Consider the following 17,057-nt stretch of genomic DNA (forward strand, 5'->3'; position numbering starts at 1 on the left):
GTCGCTTCGGGAAAGGGGCGGGCGCGGCGAGCGTGCCCGCCCCTGGGGGGCCGGTCGCTACCGGCCGGTGGCGCCGCGCCGCAGACGGAGCGTCAGGACCTGGAAGGGGCGCAGCGAGACCGCGATCCCGCCGTCGTCGTCGATCTCCGCTGCCTCGTCGGGCAGCGGCCGCTCCAGCAGGTCGGTGACCTGCGCGCCGGCGAGCGGGAATCCGGTGCGCAGCACGCCCCGGGCGCGGCCGCCGCTCGACTCGTACAACCGCACGACCACGTCGCCGGACTCGTCGTCGGCGAGCTTGACCGCCTCGACGGTCACGCCGTCGCCGTCCACGGACACCACCGGCTCGGGTGCGCCCGCCGCGTCCGCCACGCGCAGCGGCAGGTTGAGGGCGTAGCCCTCGGCGACCGCGTCGCCGATCGTGGCGCCGGGGAGCAGGGAGTACGTGAACCTGTGCTTGCCCTGGTCGGCCTCGGGGTCCGGGATGCGCGGGGCGCGCACCAGGCTGAGGTGGACCGAGGTGGTCGTACCACCGTCCTCGCGGACCGTGCGGGAGACGTCGTGGCCGTAGGTGGAGTCGTTGATGACCGCGACGCCGTAGCCGGGTTCGCCGATGTGCACCCAGCGGTGGCCGGAGACCTCGAAGCGGGCCGCCTCCCAGCTGGTGTTGGTGTGGGTGGGGCGCTGGACGTGGCCGAACTGGATCTCCGCGGAGGAGTGCGCCGCCCGGACGTCCACCGGGAAGCCGGCCTTGAGGATCTTCTCGGCCTCGTGCCAGTCGATCTCGGTCTCGAAGTCGACGCGGGGGCTGTCGGCGCGCAGGGTGATGGTCTGGGTGAGCGTCGAGCCCTTGCCGAAGGACCGCGTGACGCGGATCGCGCCGAGCAGGGGGTCGGCCGAGACGACCTCGACGGAGTCGGGGGACAGGAGATCCGTGAAGCGGTTCTTGTAGTGCTTGTCGATGTCCCAGGCGTCCCAGTAGTTCGGGAGGTCGGTGTGCAGGCGGAGCAGATTGCCCTTGTCGGCCAGCACTTCGCGGTTCGACCGCAGATCGTAGACAGAAGACAGTGTGCCGTCTTCCGCGACCTGTACACGGACCAGACCGTTGTCGAGGACCAGACCCTTTGCCTTCACCGGCTGCGCGGGTTCGGCGTCGGTCAGGGGCGCGCTGCCGCCCGCGGGGACCTCCACGTACGCCGGTGTGCCGTCGGCCGTACGGACGACCTCCGCCCGGTCGCAGGGGCTGGTGTTGAACACGCGGGTGCCGCCGGTGCCCAGCGCCGCGACCGCCTCGGCCGTCAGCGCCTCCAGCTCCTCGGCCACCCGGGCGTATTCGGCCTCCGCCTCGCGGTGCACCCAGGCGATCGAGGAGCCCGGCAGGATGTCGTGGAACTGGTGCAGCAGGACCGTCTTCCACAGCCGGTCGAGCTTCTCGTACGGGTAGGCGTAGCCCGGCGCGTGCAGCGCGGCTGTCGTCGCCCACAGCTCGGCCTCGCGCAGCTTGTGCTCGCTGCGGCGGTTGCCCTGCTTGGTGCGGGCCTGGGAGGTGTAGGTGGCGCGGTGCAGCTCCAGGTAGAGCTCGCCGTTCCAGACCGGCGCCTCCTCGTACTCCTCGCGGGCCTTGGCGAAGAACGCGTCGGGGTGCTCGATGACGACCTTGGGCGAGCCCTCCAGGTCGGCGAGCCGGCGCGCCCGTTCCATGATCTCGCGGGTGGGGCCGCCACCGCCGTCGCCCCAGCCGAAGGGTGCCAGCGAGCGCGTACCGCCGCCCTTCTCACGGTAGTTGCGGACCGCGCGGTCCATCTCCTCGCCGCTGAAGCGGGCGTTGTAGGTGTCGACCGGCGGGAAGTGGGTGAAGATACGGGTGCCGTCGATGCCCTCCCACCAGAAGGTGTGGTGGGGGAACTTGTTGGTCTGGTTCCAGGAGATCTTCTGGGTGAGGAACCACTCGTTGCCGGCGAGCTTGGCGAGCTGCGGGTAGGCCGCGGTGTAGCCGAAGGAGTCCGGCAGCCAGACGCCCTTGGTCTCGACGCCGAAGTGCTCGATGAAGAACCGCTTGCCGTGGATGAGCTGACGGGCCATCGCCTCGCCGCCGGGCAGGTTGCCGTCGGCCTCGACCCACATGCCGCCGACCGGGGCCCACTGGCCCTTCTTCACCGAGTCCTGGATGCGGGACCAGACCTTCGGATAGTTGTCGCGCACCCACTCGTACTGCTGGGCCTGTGAGCAGGCGAAGATGAAGTCCTCGTACTCGTCGGCCAGGGACGTCACGTTGGAGAACGTGCGGGACGTCTTGCGCTTGGTCTCGCGGATCGGCCACAGCCAGGCGGAGTCGATGTGGGCGTGGCCGACGCCGGAGACGGTGTGGGCGCTGGCGTGGGCGGGCCGGGCCAGGACGGGGGCGAGCACCTCGCGGACGGCGGCCGCGCTGCCGGAGACGTCGTCCAGGTCGAGGGTGTCCATGGCCCGGTCCAGGGCGTGCATGATCTCGTGGCGGCGCGGCTCGTGCTCGGCGAGGTGGACCATGAGCTCGGTCAGCACCTGGAGGTCCAGGTCGAGGTGCCAGACCTCCTCGTCGAGGACGGCGAGGTCGGCCCGCTGGAAGGTGTACAGCGGCTTGTCGCCCGCCGTCAGGATGTCGCCCATCGGGGTCGGGGCCGAGAAGTTGTTCGCGAGGATGTCGGGGTTGGAGGCCGCCTCGACCAGGTAGTCGATCACCTCGCCGCCCGTCGCGGGGTTGGCGATCGCCACGTACTGGTTGAGCGGGTTGACCGCCTTCAGGGGCGTCCCGTCCGTGAGGTGGACCAGCGCCTCGGCCTGGTTGCCGGGCCAGTCGCCCACGAAACCGAGGTCGATGACCGCCTCGACGCGCTTTCCGGCCCACTCGGCGGGGACCTGCCCGCGCATCCGGAACCAGGTGGTGCCCCACGGCGGACCCCACGGGGTGTCCATCGCGAAGGGCTCGTAGGGCGCGGCCGCGGCCTCCGCGAACGGGACCGGCTCCCCCGGCGCCTGCCAGGCCTCGACCTCGAAGGGGACGGTGGCCGCGTAGATCGCGGGCTTGATGCGCTGGGTGTGGACGCGCTCGACGCGCTCCTCGATCCGGCGGCGTTCGTCGTGCATGAAGATCTCCAGGAACCAGGGAAGCCAGAAAGGGTGGAAAGCGCTTACCGAGCGCGTTCAGTCAAGGTACGCGAGACCGGGGTGGACGTCGGTGTACCCCTCGACCAGGCGCCGGGCCACGTTGACCGAGTCGACCAGCGGGTGCAGCGCGAAGGCCTTCACGGCCGTCGCACGGGAGTGGGACTCGGCGGCGGCCAGCACCTCCCGCTCGACGGCCTTGACCGCGCAGACCAGGCCGGTGGCGTGGTCGGGCAGCGGGGCGACGGCGACCGGGTGCGCGCCGTTGGCGTCGACCAGGCAGGGCACCTCGATGACGGCGTCCGAGTCGAGCACCGAGAGGGTGCCCTGGTTGCGGACGTTGAGGATCAGGGTGGTGCGCTCGTCGCGGGCGATGGCCCGCATCAGGGCGAGGGCCACCTTCTCATAGCCGCCGGACAGGTCGTCGGCGTCGCGCTCGCCGGCGCCGGCCGTCTCCCGGTTCTCGGACATGTAGGTGGCCTCGCGCTCGGCGCGGGTGCGGTCCCAGGCGGTCAGGGCGGCCGCGTCGGGGCGCTTCATCTCTTCGTAGAAGCGGGCCTGCTGGTCGGCGAGGAAGGCGCCGCGGGTCTTCTCGGCCTGCTGGTAGGCGCGGACGGCTTCCCTGTTGAAGTAGTAGTAGTGCAGGTACTCGTTGGGGATCGCGCCCAGGGACTGCAGCCAGTCGACGCCGAAGAGCTTGCCCTCCTCGAAGGAACCGAGCAGATCGGGGTCGGCGAGCAGACGCGGGAGCTCGTCGCGGCCGGCGACGCGCAGGCCGCGGACCCAGCCGAGGTGGTTGAGGCCGACGTAGTCGATCCAGGCCTCGCGCGGGTTCGCGCCGAGCACGCGGGCGATACGACGGCCGAGGCCGACCGGCGAGTCGCAGATGCCGATGACGCGGTCGCCGAGGTGGCGGGACATGGCCTCGGTGACCAGTCCGGCCGGGTTGGTGAAGTTGATGAGCCAGGCGTCGGGGGCAAGGCGGGCCACACGGCGCGCGATGTCGACGGCGACGGGGACCGTCCGCAGACCGTAGGCGATGCCGCCCGCGCCGACGGTCTCCTGGCCGAGGACACCCTCGGCCAGCGCCACCCGCTCGTCGTGGGCCCGGCCCTCCAGACCGCCGACGCGGATCGCGGAGAAGATGAAGTCGGCGCCGCGCAGGGCCTCGTCGAGGTCGGTGGTGGCGGTCACCTTGGGCGCGTCGGGTACGCCGGCGGCCTGCTCATCCAGTACACGGGCGACTGCATACAGTCGGCTGTCGTCCAGATCGTGCAGAACGACTTCCGTGACCCGGCCCTCGGCGTGGTCCGTCAGCAGCGCCCCGTACACGAGCGGTACGCGGAATCCGCCGCCGCCCAGAATCGTCAGCTTCACGCTGCGCCCGCCTTTCCTGGTTCTCCTGCCAGGACCACGTCGACGCCGGCCTCCTCCAGGGAGGACCGCGTCGCCGCGTTCACCGGCGCGTTCGTCACCACCGCGTCCAGGTCCTCGGGACCGCAGACCTTCGCCATGCCGGTACCCGGGAACTTCGCCGAGTCGGCGAGCAGGACGACCTTGTCACTGGCCTTGATCATGGCCCGTTTCACCGGGACCTCGACGACCGTCGTGTCCATCACCTGCCCACCGGGGCGCACTCCACTGGTGCCGAGGAAGAGCCAGTCGGCGTGCAGCTGGCGCAGGTTGTCCTCGGTGAGGAAGCCGACCAGGGAGCGGTACTCGCGGCGGACCATGCCGCCGAGCAGCACCAGCTCGATGCCCTCGTCGTCGGCGAGCTCCTCGTAGACCACGAGGTTGCTGGTGATCACGGTGAGGCGGCGGCCGTGCAGCTGGCGGGCCAGGCGGTAGGCGGTGGTGCCGATGTCGAGCAGCACCGACTGACCGTCGGCGACCATGGCGGCGGCGTGCGCGGCTATGGCGTCCTTCTGGGCCACGCGCACCTCGGCGACCTCGGCGAAGGGCTGGTCGCCCTCGTCGGCCACGGCGCCGCCGTGCACCCGCGTCAGCAGGCCGTCCTCCTCGAGTTTGACGAGGTCACGTCTGACCGTGGCGGGGCTCACACCCAGCTGCTCGGAGAGATCGGTCACGGCCGCGGGCCCGCCGGAGCGAAGGACCCGCAGGATGAGTTGATGTCGTCGTTCTGCCAGCACGACGTGAACACTACTCGTCATCTTCAATCATTTCCATGCTCACTTCTGCTGAGGTCTTGACCAATGTCGCCGAGCAGCGCACGATTCCGGTCACGAAATGAAGAGTTTTGACGAGCTCTCCCGACGAGAGGATGTGCGCGTGGACGACGACCGGCCCGACGTGCTGCTGACCGGGCTGCTCTTCTACGACCTCGTCCTCACCGGTCTGGACAGGCCGCCCACGCCGGGCGAGGAGATCTGGACGGCCGGCATGGGCTGCGGCCCCGGCGGCATCGCCAACCTGGCCGCCGCCGCCGCCCGCTTCGGCCTGCGGACCTGTCTGGCGACGGTCTTCGGCGACGACTTCTACGGCGCGTACTGCCGGGAGATCCTCGCCGGCCAGGAAGGCGTCGACCTCTCGCTGTCCCGCGTCGCCCAGGGCTGGCACACCCCGGTCACCGTCGCGCTCGCGCACGGCCAGGACCGGGCCCTCGTCACGCACGGCCAGGAACCGCCGTACTCGCAGGACGCACTGATGGGCGACCCGCCCGAGGCGCGCACGGCCCTCGTGCACCTCGAGGCCGAGCCGCGCGCCTGGCTCGCCAAGGCCGCCGCGAACGGCACCCAGATCTACGCCGACGTCGGCTGGGACCCCACCCAGGAGTGGTCCACCGCCCTCCTGGACCAGCTCTCCCTGTGCCACGCCTTCCTGCCCAACGAGACCGAGGCGATGGCCTACACCCGCACCGACAGCGCGGTCGCGGCCCTCGGCACGCTCTCCGAGCTGGTGCCGGTGGCGGTGGTGACCCGCGGCGGCGACGGCGCGGTCGCCGTGGACCAGAGCACCGGCGAGTACGCCGACGTCCCCGCCCTCGACCTCGACGTCCTGGACGCGACAGGCGCCGGGGACGTCTTCGGCGCGAGCTTCGTGGCGGCCTCGCTCGGCGGCTGGCCACTGGAGGAACGGCTGCGGTTCGCCGTACTGGCCGCCGGCCTGTCCGTACAGCACCACGGCGGCGCGCTGGCGGCGCCCGGCTGGTACGGCATCGACCGCTGGTGGCGCTCCCTGACCGATCCCGAGCTGAAGCGGACGTACGGCTTCCTGGCCGAGCGGCTGCCCGCCGATCCCGGTCCGCCCGTCCAGTACGCCCCGGTGACGCCTCCCGCACGGCAGCACTGACCCCCCCCACCGGGCTGGTAAGACCCCCGACATCCCCCCTCGTATGCGAAGTCACGAACAGATCCGAAAGGCGGTGGGAGCTGTGCGGCTCTCACGAAGAGGCCTCCTGCGCGCGGGCCTGGCCGGCACGGCCGCCACCGCGCTGGGCGGCCTGGCGTCCGGCTGTGCCGTTCCGACCGGCTCGACCGGCCGGAACATGGTCCTGTGGTACTGGGACGGCGGCCTGGGCGACTCGGTCATCAACAAGGCCAAGGCCCGTTACGACAGCACGGTCGACCTCAAGGCCGTCAAGATCGGCGGCTACTACCGTTCCAAGCTGATCACCACGATGGCCGGCCGCGCCCACATCCCCGACATCGCCGGCCTCAAGGGCGAGGACATGGCGTCCTACCTGCCCAACGCGGACCAGTTCGTGGACCTGCGGACCCTGGGCGCGGAGAAGTACAAGAGCCAGTACCTGTCCTGGAAGTGGGACCAGGGCATCGCCGACGACGGCTCCATGGTGGGCTTCCCCATCGACTGCGGGCCGGTCGCGCACTTCTACCAGTACGAGGTCTTCCGCAAGGCGGGACTGCCGTACGAGCCCGCCGACGTGTCCCGGGAGCTCGACACCTGGGAGAAGTACTTCGCGGCGGGCGAGCAGCTCCGGCAGCGGATACCGGGGACCTCCCTGCTCACCGACGTCAACAGCGTCTTCGAGAACGTGGTGCAGCAGGGCAGCAAGCGGTACGTCGACAAGGACCGCAACTTCATCGGCGACCAGGAGCATGTGCGGGCGGCCTGGGCGCTGGCCGTGGAGGCCAAGCGGCGCCGGATCGTCTCCAACCTGGTCACCGGCACCCCGGACCAGATCTCGGCGGTGGACTCCGGCAAACTGCCCAGCCAGCTCGGCGCCTCCTGGGCGACGTACGACATCAAGAACGGCAACCCGAAGACGAAGGGCAAGTGGCGGATCGCCGACATGCCGGTGCGGCCCTCCAACAACGGCGGCTCCTTCCTGTCGATCACCAAGGAGTGCCGGGAGCCCGAGCGGGCCTTCGAGATCATCGCGTGGATGCTCAACGCGGCCAACCAGGCCTCGGGGTACGTCGACGCGGGACTCTTCCCCTCCACCCCGGCCTCGTACGGCCTGCAGCAACTGCGCGAACCCGACCCGTTCTTCGGCGGCCAGGTCACGACGGACGTCTTCGGGCCCGCAGCGCAGAAGATCGTGGTCGCCTACAACAGCCCCTTCGACGTGGCACTCGGGCAACCCATCAAGGACGAGATCAAGAACGTCGGCGTCCTCGGCAAGGACCCGGAGAAGGCCTGGAGTGACGCCATGAGCAAGTGCCGGCGGATCGCGAAGCACCTGGGGGTGAGCTACTGATGGCCACCGTCCCCGCCCTGGACAAGCCCCCCGTGGTCCTGGCGGACCCGCCCGCCGTGCGGCCGAGGAACGGGTGGCGCAAGTACTGGCACCTGTATGCCGCGATCTCCCCGTTCTATCTGCTGTTCATCGCCTTCGGTCTGATCCCCGTCGGCTTCTCGCTCTACCTGTCCTTCCACCGCTGGGACGGCCTCGGCTCGATGGAGTGGGCGGGCCTGTCGCAGTACCAGTACCTGGTGAGCGACAGCGACTTCTGGAGCTCGATCGGCAACACGATCATCATCTGGGCGCTGGCCACCTTCCCCATGATCTTCCTGGCGATGGTCACGGCCGTGATGCTCAACGCGGCGGTCCGCTTCAAGAACGTCTACCGGTTCGCCTACTTCCTGCCGAACGTCACCTCGGTGGTGGCGATCGCGATCGTCTTCGGCTCGGTGTTCTCCACCAACTTCGGCCTGGTGAACGCCCTGTTGCAGGCCGCGGGTCTGGACCAGGTGGCCTGGCTGAACACGCCGTGGGGCATCAAGGTCGCCATCGCGACGCTGATGACCTGGCAATGGGTCGGCTACAACGCGATCATCTTCCTCGCGGGTCTGCAGACCATCCCGAGCGAGCTGTACGAGGCGGCGCGCATGGACGGCGCCGGGCCCCTGCAGACGTTCTTCCGGATCACGCTGCCCCTGCTGCGGCCGACCCTGCTGTTCGTGCTCGTGGTCTCCACGGTCACCGGCCTGCAGAGCTTCACCGAGGCGCAGGTCCTGCTGCAGAACACCTCGAACGACTCGACGTTCTCCGGCGGTCCGGACCACGCGGGCCGGACGATGGTCCTCTACTTCTTCCAGCAGACCTTCGACAACAACGACTTCGGCTACGGCGCCGCCGTGGCGTGGGGCATCTTCCTCGTCGTCGTCATCTTCTCGATCATCAACTGGCGGCTGGTGCAGCGCCGCGACGAAGACTAGGGAGGCCGGAACACCATGGCATCCATCCAGGGCACAAGGCGCCCCAAGGGCATACAGGGCGTCCGGCGCCGGGGCATCGCGCTGCACGCGGTCCTCGTCATCGGGCTGCTGCTGTCGGCCTTCCCGTTCTACTGGGCCATCATCATGTCGACGCACACGTCGACCGAGATCTTCTCCTACCCGCCGAAGCTGCTGCCCGGCTCTCACTTCCTCGAGAACGCGCGCAGTCTCTTCGACAACATCGACTTCGTCGGCTCGATGTTCAACTCGCTGCTCGTGGCGTGTGCGGTGACCTTCCTGGTCCTGTTCTTCGACTCGCTGGCCGCGTTCGTCTTCGCCAAGTTCGACTTCCCGGGCCGCAGGCTGCTGTTCGTCGTGCTGATGGCGATCTTCATGGTGCCGACACAGATGGCGATCATCCCGCAGTTCGTGATCATGGCGAAGATCGGCTGGATCGGGTCGATGACAGCGCTGATCGTGCCGGCCGCGGCCAACGCGTTCGGCATCTTCTGGATGCGCCAGTACATGCAGAGCGCGATCCACGACGAACTGCTGGACGCCTCGAAGATCGACGGGGCGAACTTCCTGCGCCAGTACTGGCACGTCGCCCTCCCGGTCGTCCGCCCGGGTCTCGCCTTCCTCGGCATCTTCACCTTCATGGCCCAGTGGAACGACTACGCCTGGCCCCTGATCGCCCTGACGAATCCGGACAACGTCACCCTCCAGGTCGCGCTGTCCCAGCTCAACGGCGTCCACGGCACCACCGACTACGGCATGGTGATGACCGGCGCGCTGCTCGCCCTCGTCCCGCTGCTGATCGTCTTCGCGATCGGCGCCAAGCAGATCATCGGCGACCTCGGCAAGGGAGCCATCCGCTGATGGACCCCTTGCTGGCGCTGCGCCCCTGGGAGACACCCGAGGTGACGTCCTGGGGGCGGCTGCCGATGAACGCCACGGACCGCCGCCCCGGGGCGCTGAAGCTGGACGGCGACTGGCGCTTCCAGCTGCTGCCGGCCCCGGACGCGCCGGTCGCGGAGGTGTGGTCGTCGGCATACGTTCCGGGTGTCTGGACCATGCAGGACACCGACGACCTTCCGCAGTACACGAACGTCCGTATGCCGTATACAGAATTCCCCCCACTGTCGCCCGCCGACAATCCGACGGGTGTGTACGAGCGCACGGTGGACGTGCCCGCCGAGTGGGCGGGGCGGCGGATCGTGCTCCAGGTCGGGGCCGCCGAGAGCGTCCTCCTCGTGCACGTGGACGGGCGGCCGGTCGGCATCTCCAAGGACTCCCATCTGGCCGCCGACTTCGACCTGACGGGGCTGGTGCGGGCCGGCGAGCGGGCCGTCGTACGACTGACGGTCGTGAAGTGGTCGGACGCCTCGCACATCGAGGACCAGGACCAGTGGTGGCACGGGGGCGTCACCCGGTCGGTGCTGCTGTACGCGACGGATCCGCTGCACCTCGCCGACGTGAGCGTGCGGGCGGGCCGGTACGGGGAGCTGCGGGTCGACTGCCGGGTGCGGGAGGCGGGCGGCGGCGGTGCGCTGCCCGAGGGCTGGTACGTCAGCGGCGAGCTCGACGGTCACCTGCTCACGCAGGACACCGAGTTCGACCGGGCCAACACCGACGACGACCGCGTCTCCGACTTCCTCGGTGAGGCCCGGCTGCAGACCACGGTCGCCGACGTGCGTACCTGGAACGCCGAGACGCCCGAGCTCTACGACCTGACCGTGCGGCTGCACCGCGCCGACGGCACGGTCGCCGACGCCTCGCACCACCGCGTCGGCTTCCGGGACGTCGAGATCGTCGGGCGGGACCTGCTGGTCAACGGCGAGCGGGTGTTCGTCCGGGGCGTCAACCGGCACGACTTCCATCCGCTGACCGGGCGGACGGTGTCGTACGACGACATGCGCGCCGACCTGGTCGTGCTGAAGCGTTTCGGCTTCAACGCGATCCGCACCTCCCACTACCCGGGCGATCCGGCGCTGTACGACCTCGCCGACGAGCTCGGTTTCTATGTCGTCGACGAGGCGGACATCGAGTCCCACGACCACGCCCACGAGATCGCCGACGACCCGCGCTATCTGAACGCCTTCGTGGACCGGGTGTCCCGGATGGTGCTGCGGGACAAGAACCATCCCTCGGTGATCATCTGGTCGCTGGGCAACGAGTCCGACTACGGCGCCAATCACGACGCGGCGGCGGGCTGGGTACGCCGGCACGATCCGACCCGGCCGATCCAGTACGAGGGCGCCGCCAAGCTCGGCTGGGCCGACCCGGACCTCGCCTCCGACATCGCCTGTCCGATGTACGCGGCGCTGGAGGACTGTGTCGCGCACGCGCTGTCCGGCGAGCAGACCAAGCCGCTCATCCAGTGCGAGTACTCCCACGCGATGGGCAACAGCAACGGCACGCTGGCGGACCACTGGGCCGCCATCGAGTCCACCCCGGGTCTTCAGGGCGGCTTCATCTGGGAGTTCTGGGACCACGGCATCCTTCAGCGTGTGAACGACGGAAGACCGGTGGGCCGCGGGGGCGCCGGACTCTATGACAACGGTGTCGCCGCGCCCGGCCACCGCTGGGCGTACGGCGGCGACTTCGGGGAGCGGATCCACGACGGCGCGTTCATCGCGGACGGCGTGGTCTTCCCGGACCGCACCCCCAAGCCCGTGATGTACGAGCACCGGGAGATCGCGGCGCCGGTGCGGCTGGAGTGCTTCCGGCACGAGGGCGTCGTCGTCGGCAACCACCAGCACTTCCGCGGCACGGACTGGCTGTCCGCCCGGTGGGAGCTGGCCCTGGCCGACGGCGGCACGCTGACCGCGCCCGCCGAGCTGCCCGATCTGCGCCCCGGTGAGACGGCGGCGGTGCCGCTGCCGTTCGAGCTGCCCGAGGACGGCGGCGAGGCCTGGCTGACGCTGCGGGTGACGACCGCCGACGACGAGCCGTGGGCCCCGCGCGGGACGGTGGTGTGTCTGCCGCAGGTGCGGCTGCGCGCGGCGGCGCCCTTCGAGAGCTCTGCCCCGGTGATGCAGAACCGTTCCGTCGAGGTCGACGGGGAGGGGCTGCTGGTACACCCCCTGCTCGCCTCCGCACCCGTTCTCTCGCTGTGGCGGGCGCCCACCGACAACGACGAGCTGGGCGGGACGGCGCTGCGCTGGCGGACCTGGGGGCTGGAAACGCCGGTGCGCAAGGTCGTCGACGTACGCCGGGTGGCGGGGCAGGTCACCGTGCACGCCGAGTACGCGACGGAGCCGGGTGTCGTCCGCCATGTGCAGGTGTTCACGCCGGTCGAGGGCGGCATCCGCGTCGAGGAGCGGGCCGAACTGCCGGACGGGCTCGCCGATGTGGCGCGGGTCGGGTCGGTGTTCGAGACGGTGGCGGGTCTGGACCTGATGGAGTGGTACGGGCAGGGCCCCTGGGAGTCGTATCCGGACCGCGGTTTCGGGGCGCCCGTCGGCCATCACTGCGTACCGGTGGACGAGTTGTTCACCCCGTATCTGCGTCCGCAGGAGAGCGGCGGGCGGCACGGCGTACGGCGGTTCACGCTGTCCGCGCCGGACGCCACCGGTCTCACGGTCGCGCTGGACGAGCCGCGGCAGGTGTCCGTGACCCGTTACCGCGCCGACGACCTGACCGCCGTGACCCATCATGACGAACTCGTCCCGAGGGCGGGGTGCGTGGTCCATCTCGACGCGGCCCACCGCGGGCTGGGCACCGCCTCGTGCGGACCCGACACCTCACCGTCGTACCTCATCGCACCGGGTGTCCACCGCTGGAGCTGGACCCTGCGCGCCCTCTGATCTCCCCCCACGCCTTCTCTGTCACCTTTTACGCAGTGTTACGGAGCACACGTGTGCGTTTCGCATGAGCACGACCAGGGTGAGGCCGCGCAGGCCGGTGCCGGAAGACGCGGTTTCCTGCGGGCGACGGCGCTGCTGGGTGCCGCCGCGACGGCCTCTCTCGCGCTGCCGACTGCCGCCGAGGCGGCCCCGGCTTCCGCGGCTTCCGCGGCGAGTTGGCGGCCGGACCCGGACAGCCGTCGCTTCACGCTCGCCGTCATGCCCGACACGCAGTACCTCTTCGACGGGCCGAGCATCGACAAGGCACCGTTCGAGGCGTCCCTGCGCTATCTGCTGGAGCACGGCAAGGACGAGAACATCGTCTTCCTGTCCCACCTCGGCGACCTCACGGAGAACGGCGCCCAGTCCGAAGTCACCGCGATCAGCGAGGCGTTCCGGCTCCTGGACCGGCGCGGCGTCGGCTACAGCGTCCTGGCCGGCAACCACGACGTGCGGTCGTCGACCGACGACCAGCGGGGCCCGACGCCGTACCTGAACGCCTTCGGGCCGCAGCGGTTCCAGGGCGGGCCGACGTTCGGCGGCGCCTCCCCGGACGGCTACAACACCTTCCACCTCTTCAAGGCGGCCGGCCGGGAGTGGATGGTGCTCGCACTGGACTGGCGGCTGTCGGCGAAGGGGTACGCCTGGGCCAAGCAGGTCATGGCCCAGCACCCGAAGACTCCGGTGATCCTCACCACGCACGAGCTGGTCGTCGAGGACGACAGCCTGTCGGCGTACGGGCAGCAGCTGTGGGACAGGCTGATCGCGGACCACGACCAGATCTTCCTCACCCTCAACGGGCACTACTGGCCCGCCGGTCGCGCGACCCGCAAGAACGCGGCGGGGAACGACGTCCACCTGCACCTGACGAACTACCAGAACCGCTACTTCGGCGGCGCGGCGATGATCCGCCTCTACCACTTCGACCTGGACCGGGACGTCATCGACGTCGAGACGGTCTCCCCGTGGATCCTGGGCCGGGCGGCGGAGGGGCTCAACGAGCTGGAGCGGCAGGAGATCGAACTCAGCGGCGACGCCGACCGGTTCTCCGTCGACATCGACTTCGCGGACCGCTTCTCCGGCTTCGCCCCGGTGCCCCCGCGCCCGGCACGTCCCGCGTCGAGGATGCTGGTCCCCGGCACGGTGGCCTACTGGCGCTTCGACGGGCACGACGACGGAGCGGCCGCCACCGGCACCGTCCGTGACCTGTCCGGGCGTGGCAACGACCTCACCCCGTTGTCGGTGGGCGGTGCCACGCTGACCTGGTCCTCGGACCACCACCCGGACCAGCCCGGCCACGGCAGCCTGGAGTTCCACGGCTTCAAGTCCCCGCTGAAGGGCGCCTACCTGCGCACGGTCGACGGCGCGCCCCTCAACTCGGCGACCTTCAAGGCCGGTTACACCATCGAGGCCTTCTACCGCGTCCCCGCCGACTGGGACCCCTCCCACAACGCCTGGGGCGGGCTGGTCAGCCGCACCGGCACGGGCGGCGCCGCGGGAAAGACCGAGGACGACCCGGACGAGCCGCTGGCCACGCTCTCCCTGTCCGACGGTCCCGGCCCGCAGTGGGCGGTGCGGCCGCTCAACCAGGAGGGCATCGCCACGAACTGGGGCGACGAGACGGCGCGTGAGGTGTGGTGGCACGTCGCCGTCGTCAACGACGGCTCCCACACCACGATGTACGTCCAGGGCTGCCCCGTCGCCCGCAACCCCACCGCGCGCTCCGTGGGGCTCACCTCGGTCGGGCTGCCGTGGCTGCTCGGCGGCTACGAGTACGGCGGCCGGATCGACCAGATCCTCTACGGCCGGCTCGGCGACGTCCGGATCGTCGAACGGGCGCTGCCCGTCACGTCGTTCATGAACCACTGACCCACCCTTCAGAGGACAGACACGATGAACGAGCAGCAGCTGCCCGTCTGGGCCGACCCGTCCGTCTCCCCCGCAGACCTCGATCCGCAGGGCGTTTCCCGACGCCAACTCCTTCGCCGCGCGGGCCTGTTCGGCGCCGCGTTCGCCCTCGGCCCGGCGGCCGTGCCCGCGGCGGCCTCCGGGCAGCGTTACGGCGGCGACGATCCGCATCTCGCCTACCTGGTCGGCGACCACCACGTCCACTCCGTGTACAGCCACGACGCGAAGTACACGTTCCACCAGATCACTCAGGGGGCCGCCAAGTACGGCCTCGACTGGATGGTGTTCAACGAGCACTCCAACTTCGGGCACGCCCGGTACGGGGCGAAGCTGGAGCACGAGGAGATCCTCACGGCCCGCGCCCGGAACCCGCGCCAGCTGATCTTCCAGGGCCTGGAGTGGTACATCCCGGGCGCCGAGCACTGCACGATCTTCGCGGCGCCGGGTCCTCACGAGGTCGACCTGCTCACCCGGTTCGAGCTCGCCTACGACGGCAAACTGCTCGGCTACACGGCGGGCGGTCCCACGGATCCCGACACCCCCCGCAACGAGGCGCACGCCGTCAAGGCCATCCAGTGGCTCGCCGAACAGCGCCGCACCGGATACGTCGACGACGTGCTGGTCTTCGCCAACCACCCGTCCCGCCTGGGCATCGACTCGCCGCACGAGATGCGCAACTGGCGGGACGCGGCCCCCGAGATCATGATCGGCATGGAGGGCGCGCCCGGTGCGCAGGGCGGCGGCATCCCGGGCTGGGTCGGATCGGGCCAGCAGCGCGGCGAGTACACCAACAAGCCGTCCGCGAACTCCTGGCCCGGCTATCCGGAGAACGCCTACGTCCTGTACGGCGGCTTCGACTGGATGACGGCGACGGTCGGCGGCATGTGGGACGCGATGCTCGCCGAGGGCAAGCTCTTCACGATCACGACCAACTCCGATGTGCACCGGGTGGTCTTCGACACCTGGAAGAACGGCGACTGGGCGCCGGGGCAGAACTTCGACAACACCGGGCACATCCCCGACCCGGTGAACACCGACACCGAGCAGCCGGGCGGCGACTTCTGGCCCGGCCAGTTCAGCCGCACCCACGTGGGCGTGACCCGCTACGGCTACCGCGCGGTGATGTCCGGCCTGCGCGCGGGCCGGGTCTGGCTCGACCACGGGCATCTGCTGGACGGTCTCGACGTACGGCTGAAGCGGACCCACGACGCCGGCCGGGGCGTCACCCTGGGCGGCCGGCTGCGCGTCCGCAAGGGCGACAGGCTCAGCCTCGATGTCACCGTGACGACGGCCTCGCGGCCCAACGCCCAGGGAATCCTGCCCGAGTTGGCGCACGTGGACGTGATCCGGGGCGCGGTGCGCGGCCCGGCGACCGACCGGGACACCTGGCGGGCGCCCGACACGAAGGTCGTCCGGACGACGGACGTCCTGGGCCGCAAGGGGACGTACACCCTGCGCATCCCGGTCACCGCGGGCGACGAGTCCTTCTACGTCCGGCTGCGCGGCAGCGACGGCAACCGCAACGGCACCGGCTACCTGGGCGCCTCCGTCGACCCGCACGGCCCGATCCCCCACGAGCCCGGAAACGGTGACCCGTGGGCCGATACGTGGTTCTATTCCAACCCCATCTTCGTCGACGTGGCAGGTGCCTGATGAAGCGTCAACTGCTCACCCTCGCCGCCTTATTAGGTACCCTCACGCTCGGCGTGAGCACCGCGTCCGCCGCCGGAGACCCGCACTGGGAGCAGACCGGCACGGCGTACACCGACACACTCGGCGGCGGCCAGGGACTCGCCAGCCGCGCGGACGGCTCACTGCTGTACCGAGGGCCGGCCACCATCCCCCTGGACCTGCGCATCAAGGGCTGGAACCACGTCGGCGACCCGGACATCGCGCGCGGGTACGTCTTCGACGCCTACCAGGGGCCCGACACGGCCACGTCCAAGATGTTCGCGGTGACCACCCCGTCCGGGAAGCGCTACGAGTACGTCCACCGGCTCAACCCGGGTGAGAAGCTGAACAGCTCCTTCGCCACCGTGTCGCCCGACGGGCAGTGGCTGGTGTCGGGCGAGTGGGGCGAGCAGACCAGACTCCAGGTCTTCCCCGCCCCCCTGCTCAACCCGGCCACTCCCCAGACGGGCGGCGACCTGAAGGAGGCCTGGCAGATCACGCTCGACAAGCCGGTGCGCGACATCCAGGGCTGCGACTTCGCGACGGACACCCGCCTGCTGTGCGCCTCGAACGACGCCACCGGCACGCTGTTCCCCGAGATCCGGCCGCTCCTCCAGGTCGACCTCCCGCGGAAGCTGGACGGGCAGCCGGTCACCGGCTCGGTGAAAAGCCTGTTCGCGCTACCGCAACGCAGCGTGTGCACGGGCACGTTCGAGACGGAGGGCGTCGACTACGACGTGAACAGCGGCACCCTGCGGGCGGAGATGATCCCGCCGGGGGTGTGCGCGGTGGCGACGGCTGTCCACTCGTACCGGCAGGTCACGGACTGAGCGACCGGAGACACGGTGAACC

Annotated in this window: 11 protein-coding genes; 8 read left to right on the forward strand and 3 right to left on the reverse strand. The window is 70.3% G+C overall.

Annotated features, from left to right (window positions below; genetic code table 11):
- Positions 1 to 57 precede the first annotated feature (57 nt).
- The 3 genes from OG252_RS10590 to OG252_RS10600 are packed head-to-tail and all read right to left on the reverse strand — an operon-like array spanning position 58 to position 5,288.
- Entirely contained in the window at positions 58 to 3,120 is a 3,063-nt protein-coding gene (locus OG252_RS10590) for an alpha-mannosidase (RefSeq protein ID WP_329335475.1), read from the reverse strand.
- 57 nt (positions 3,121 to 3,177) lie between these two features.
- Positions 3,178 to 4,515 carry a 6-phospho-beta-glucosidase gene (locus OG252_RS10595; protein ID WP_329335477.1) on the reverse strand — a complete coding sequence of 446 codons (1,338 nt, stop codon included), beginning with the start codon at positions 4,513 to 4,515 and terminating at the stop codon, positions 3,178 to 3,180.
- On the reverse strand, positions 4,512 to 5,288 hold the full coding sequence (locus OG252_RS10600; protein ID WP_266450236.1) for a DeoR/GlpR family DNA-binding transcription regulator: 777 nt from the start codon (positions 5,286 to 5,288) through the stop codon (positions 4,512 to 4,514). Before OG252_RS10600 ends, OG252_RS10595 begins: the two co-directional genes overlap by 4 nt.
- Positions 5,289 to 5,427: 139 nt before the next feature.
- Between OG252_RS10600 and OG252_RS10605 the strand changes: the two genes are divergently transcribed.
- The 8 genes from OG252_RS10605 to OG252_RS10640 all read left to right on the forward strand — a co-directional run bounded on the left by OG252_RS10605 (position 5,428) and on the right by OG252_RS10640 (position 17,035).
- The gene (locus OG252_RS10605) at positions 5,428 to 6,447 is read left to right on the forward strand and encodes a carbohydrate kinase family protein (RefSeq protein WP_266450234.1); all 1,020 of its coding nucleotides are present in this window, start codon (positions 5,428 to 5,430) and stop codon (positions 6,445 to 6,447) included.
- Between the two features lie 82 nt (positions 6,448 to 6,529).
- Complete coding sequence (locus tag OG252_RS10610) at positions 6,530 to 7,816, forward strand: ABC transporter substrate-binding protein (RefSeq protein WP_329345116.1); 1,287 nt, start codon at positions 6,530 to 6,532, stop codon at positions 7,814 to 7,816.
- Complete coding sequence (locus OG252_RS10615; protein ID WP_329335480.1) at positions 7,816 to 8,778, forward strand: carbohydrate ABC transporter permease; 963 nt, start codon at positions 7,816 to 7,818, stop codon at positions 8,776 to 8,778. Before OG252_RS10610 ends, OG252_RS10615 begins: the two co-directional genes overlap by 1 nt.
- Positions 8,779 to 8,793: 15 nt before the next feature.
- Positions 8,794 to 9,657: a carbohydrate ABC transporter permease gene (locus tag OG252_RS10620; RefSeq protein ID WP_329335482.1), complete on the forward strand. Its 864-nt coding sequence runs from the start codon at positions 8,794 to 8,796 to the stop codon at positions 9,655 to 9,657.
- Positions 9,657 to 12,587 (forward strand): glycoside hydrolase family 2 TIM barrel-domain containing protein, encoded by a 2,931-nt coding sequence (locus OG252_RS10625; RefSeq protein WP_266450228.1) that lies wholly within the window; start codon positions 9,657 to 9,659, stop codon positions 12,585 to 12,587. The genes OG252_RS10620 and OG252_RS10625 overlap by 1 nt, the downstream gene beginning before the upstream one ends.
- A gap of 51 nt (positions 12,588 to 12,638) precedes the next feature.
- Positions 12,639 to 14,495 carry a LamG-like jellyroll fold domain-containing protein gene (locus tag OG252_RS10630; RefSeq protein ID WP_266450227.1) on the forward strand — a complete coding sequence of 619 codons (1,857 nt, stop codon included), beginning with the start codon at positions 12,639 to 12,641 and terminating at the stop codon, positions 14,493 to 14,495.
- A gap of 24 nt (positions 14,496 to 14,519) precedes the next feature.
- A complete protein-coding gene (locus OG252_RS10635) occupies positions 14,520 to 16,187 on the forward strand; it encodes a histidinol-phosphatase (RefSeq protein ID WP_329335485.1) in 1,668 nt (555 codons plus the stop codon).
- A complete protein-coding gene (locus OG252_RS10640) occupies positions 16,187 to 17,035 on the forward strand; it encodes a hypothetical protein (protein WP_329335487.1) in 849 nt (282 codons plus the stop codon). The genes OG252_RS10635 and OG252_RS10640 overlap by 1 nt, the downstream gene beginning before the upstream one ends.
- The last annotated feature ends 22 nt before the right edge of the window (positions 17,036 to 17,057 follow it).

The sequence above is a fragment of the Streptomyces sp. NBC_01352 genome (assembly GCF_036237295.1).
GTDB classification, from domain to species: Bacteria; Actinomycetota; Actinomycetes; order Streptomycetales; family Streptomycetaceae; genus Streptomyces; species Streptomyces plumbiresistens.

Coding starts and splice junctions, on each gene's coding strand:
- OG252_RS10590 (WP_329335475.1), bottom strand. CDS start 3,120: ATGCACGACGAACGCCGCCGGATCGAGGAGCGCGTCGAGCGCGTCCAC.
- OG252_RS10615 (WP_329335480.1), top strand. CDS start 7,816: ATGGCCACCGTCCCCGCCCTGGACAAGCCCCCCGTGGTCCTGGCGGAC.
- OG252_RS10620 (WP_329335482.1), top strand. CDS start 8,794: ATGGCATCCATCCAGGGCACAAGGCGCCCCAAGGGCATACAGGGCGTC.
- OG252_RS10625 (WP_266450228.1), top strand. CDS start 9,657: ATGGACCCCTTGCTGGCGCTGCGCCCCTGGGAGACACCCGAGGTGACG.
- OG252_RS10635 (WP_329335485.1), top strand. CDS start 14,520: ATGAACGAGCAGCAGCTGCCCGTCTGGGCCGACCCGTCCGTCTCCCCC.
- OG252_RS10640 (WP_329335487.1), top strand. CDS start 16,187: ATGAAGCGTCAACTGCTCACCCTCGCCGCCTTATTAGGTACCCTCACG.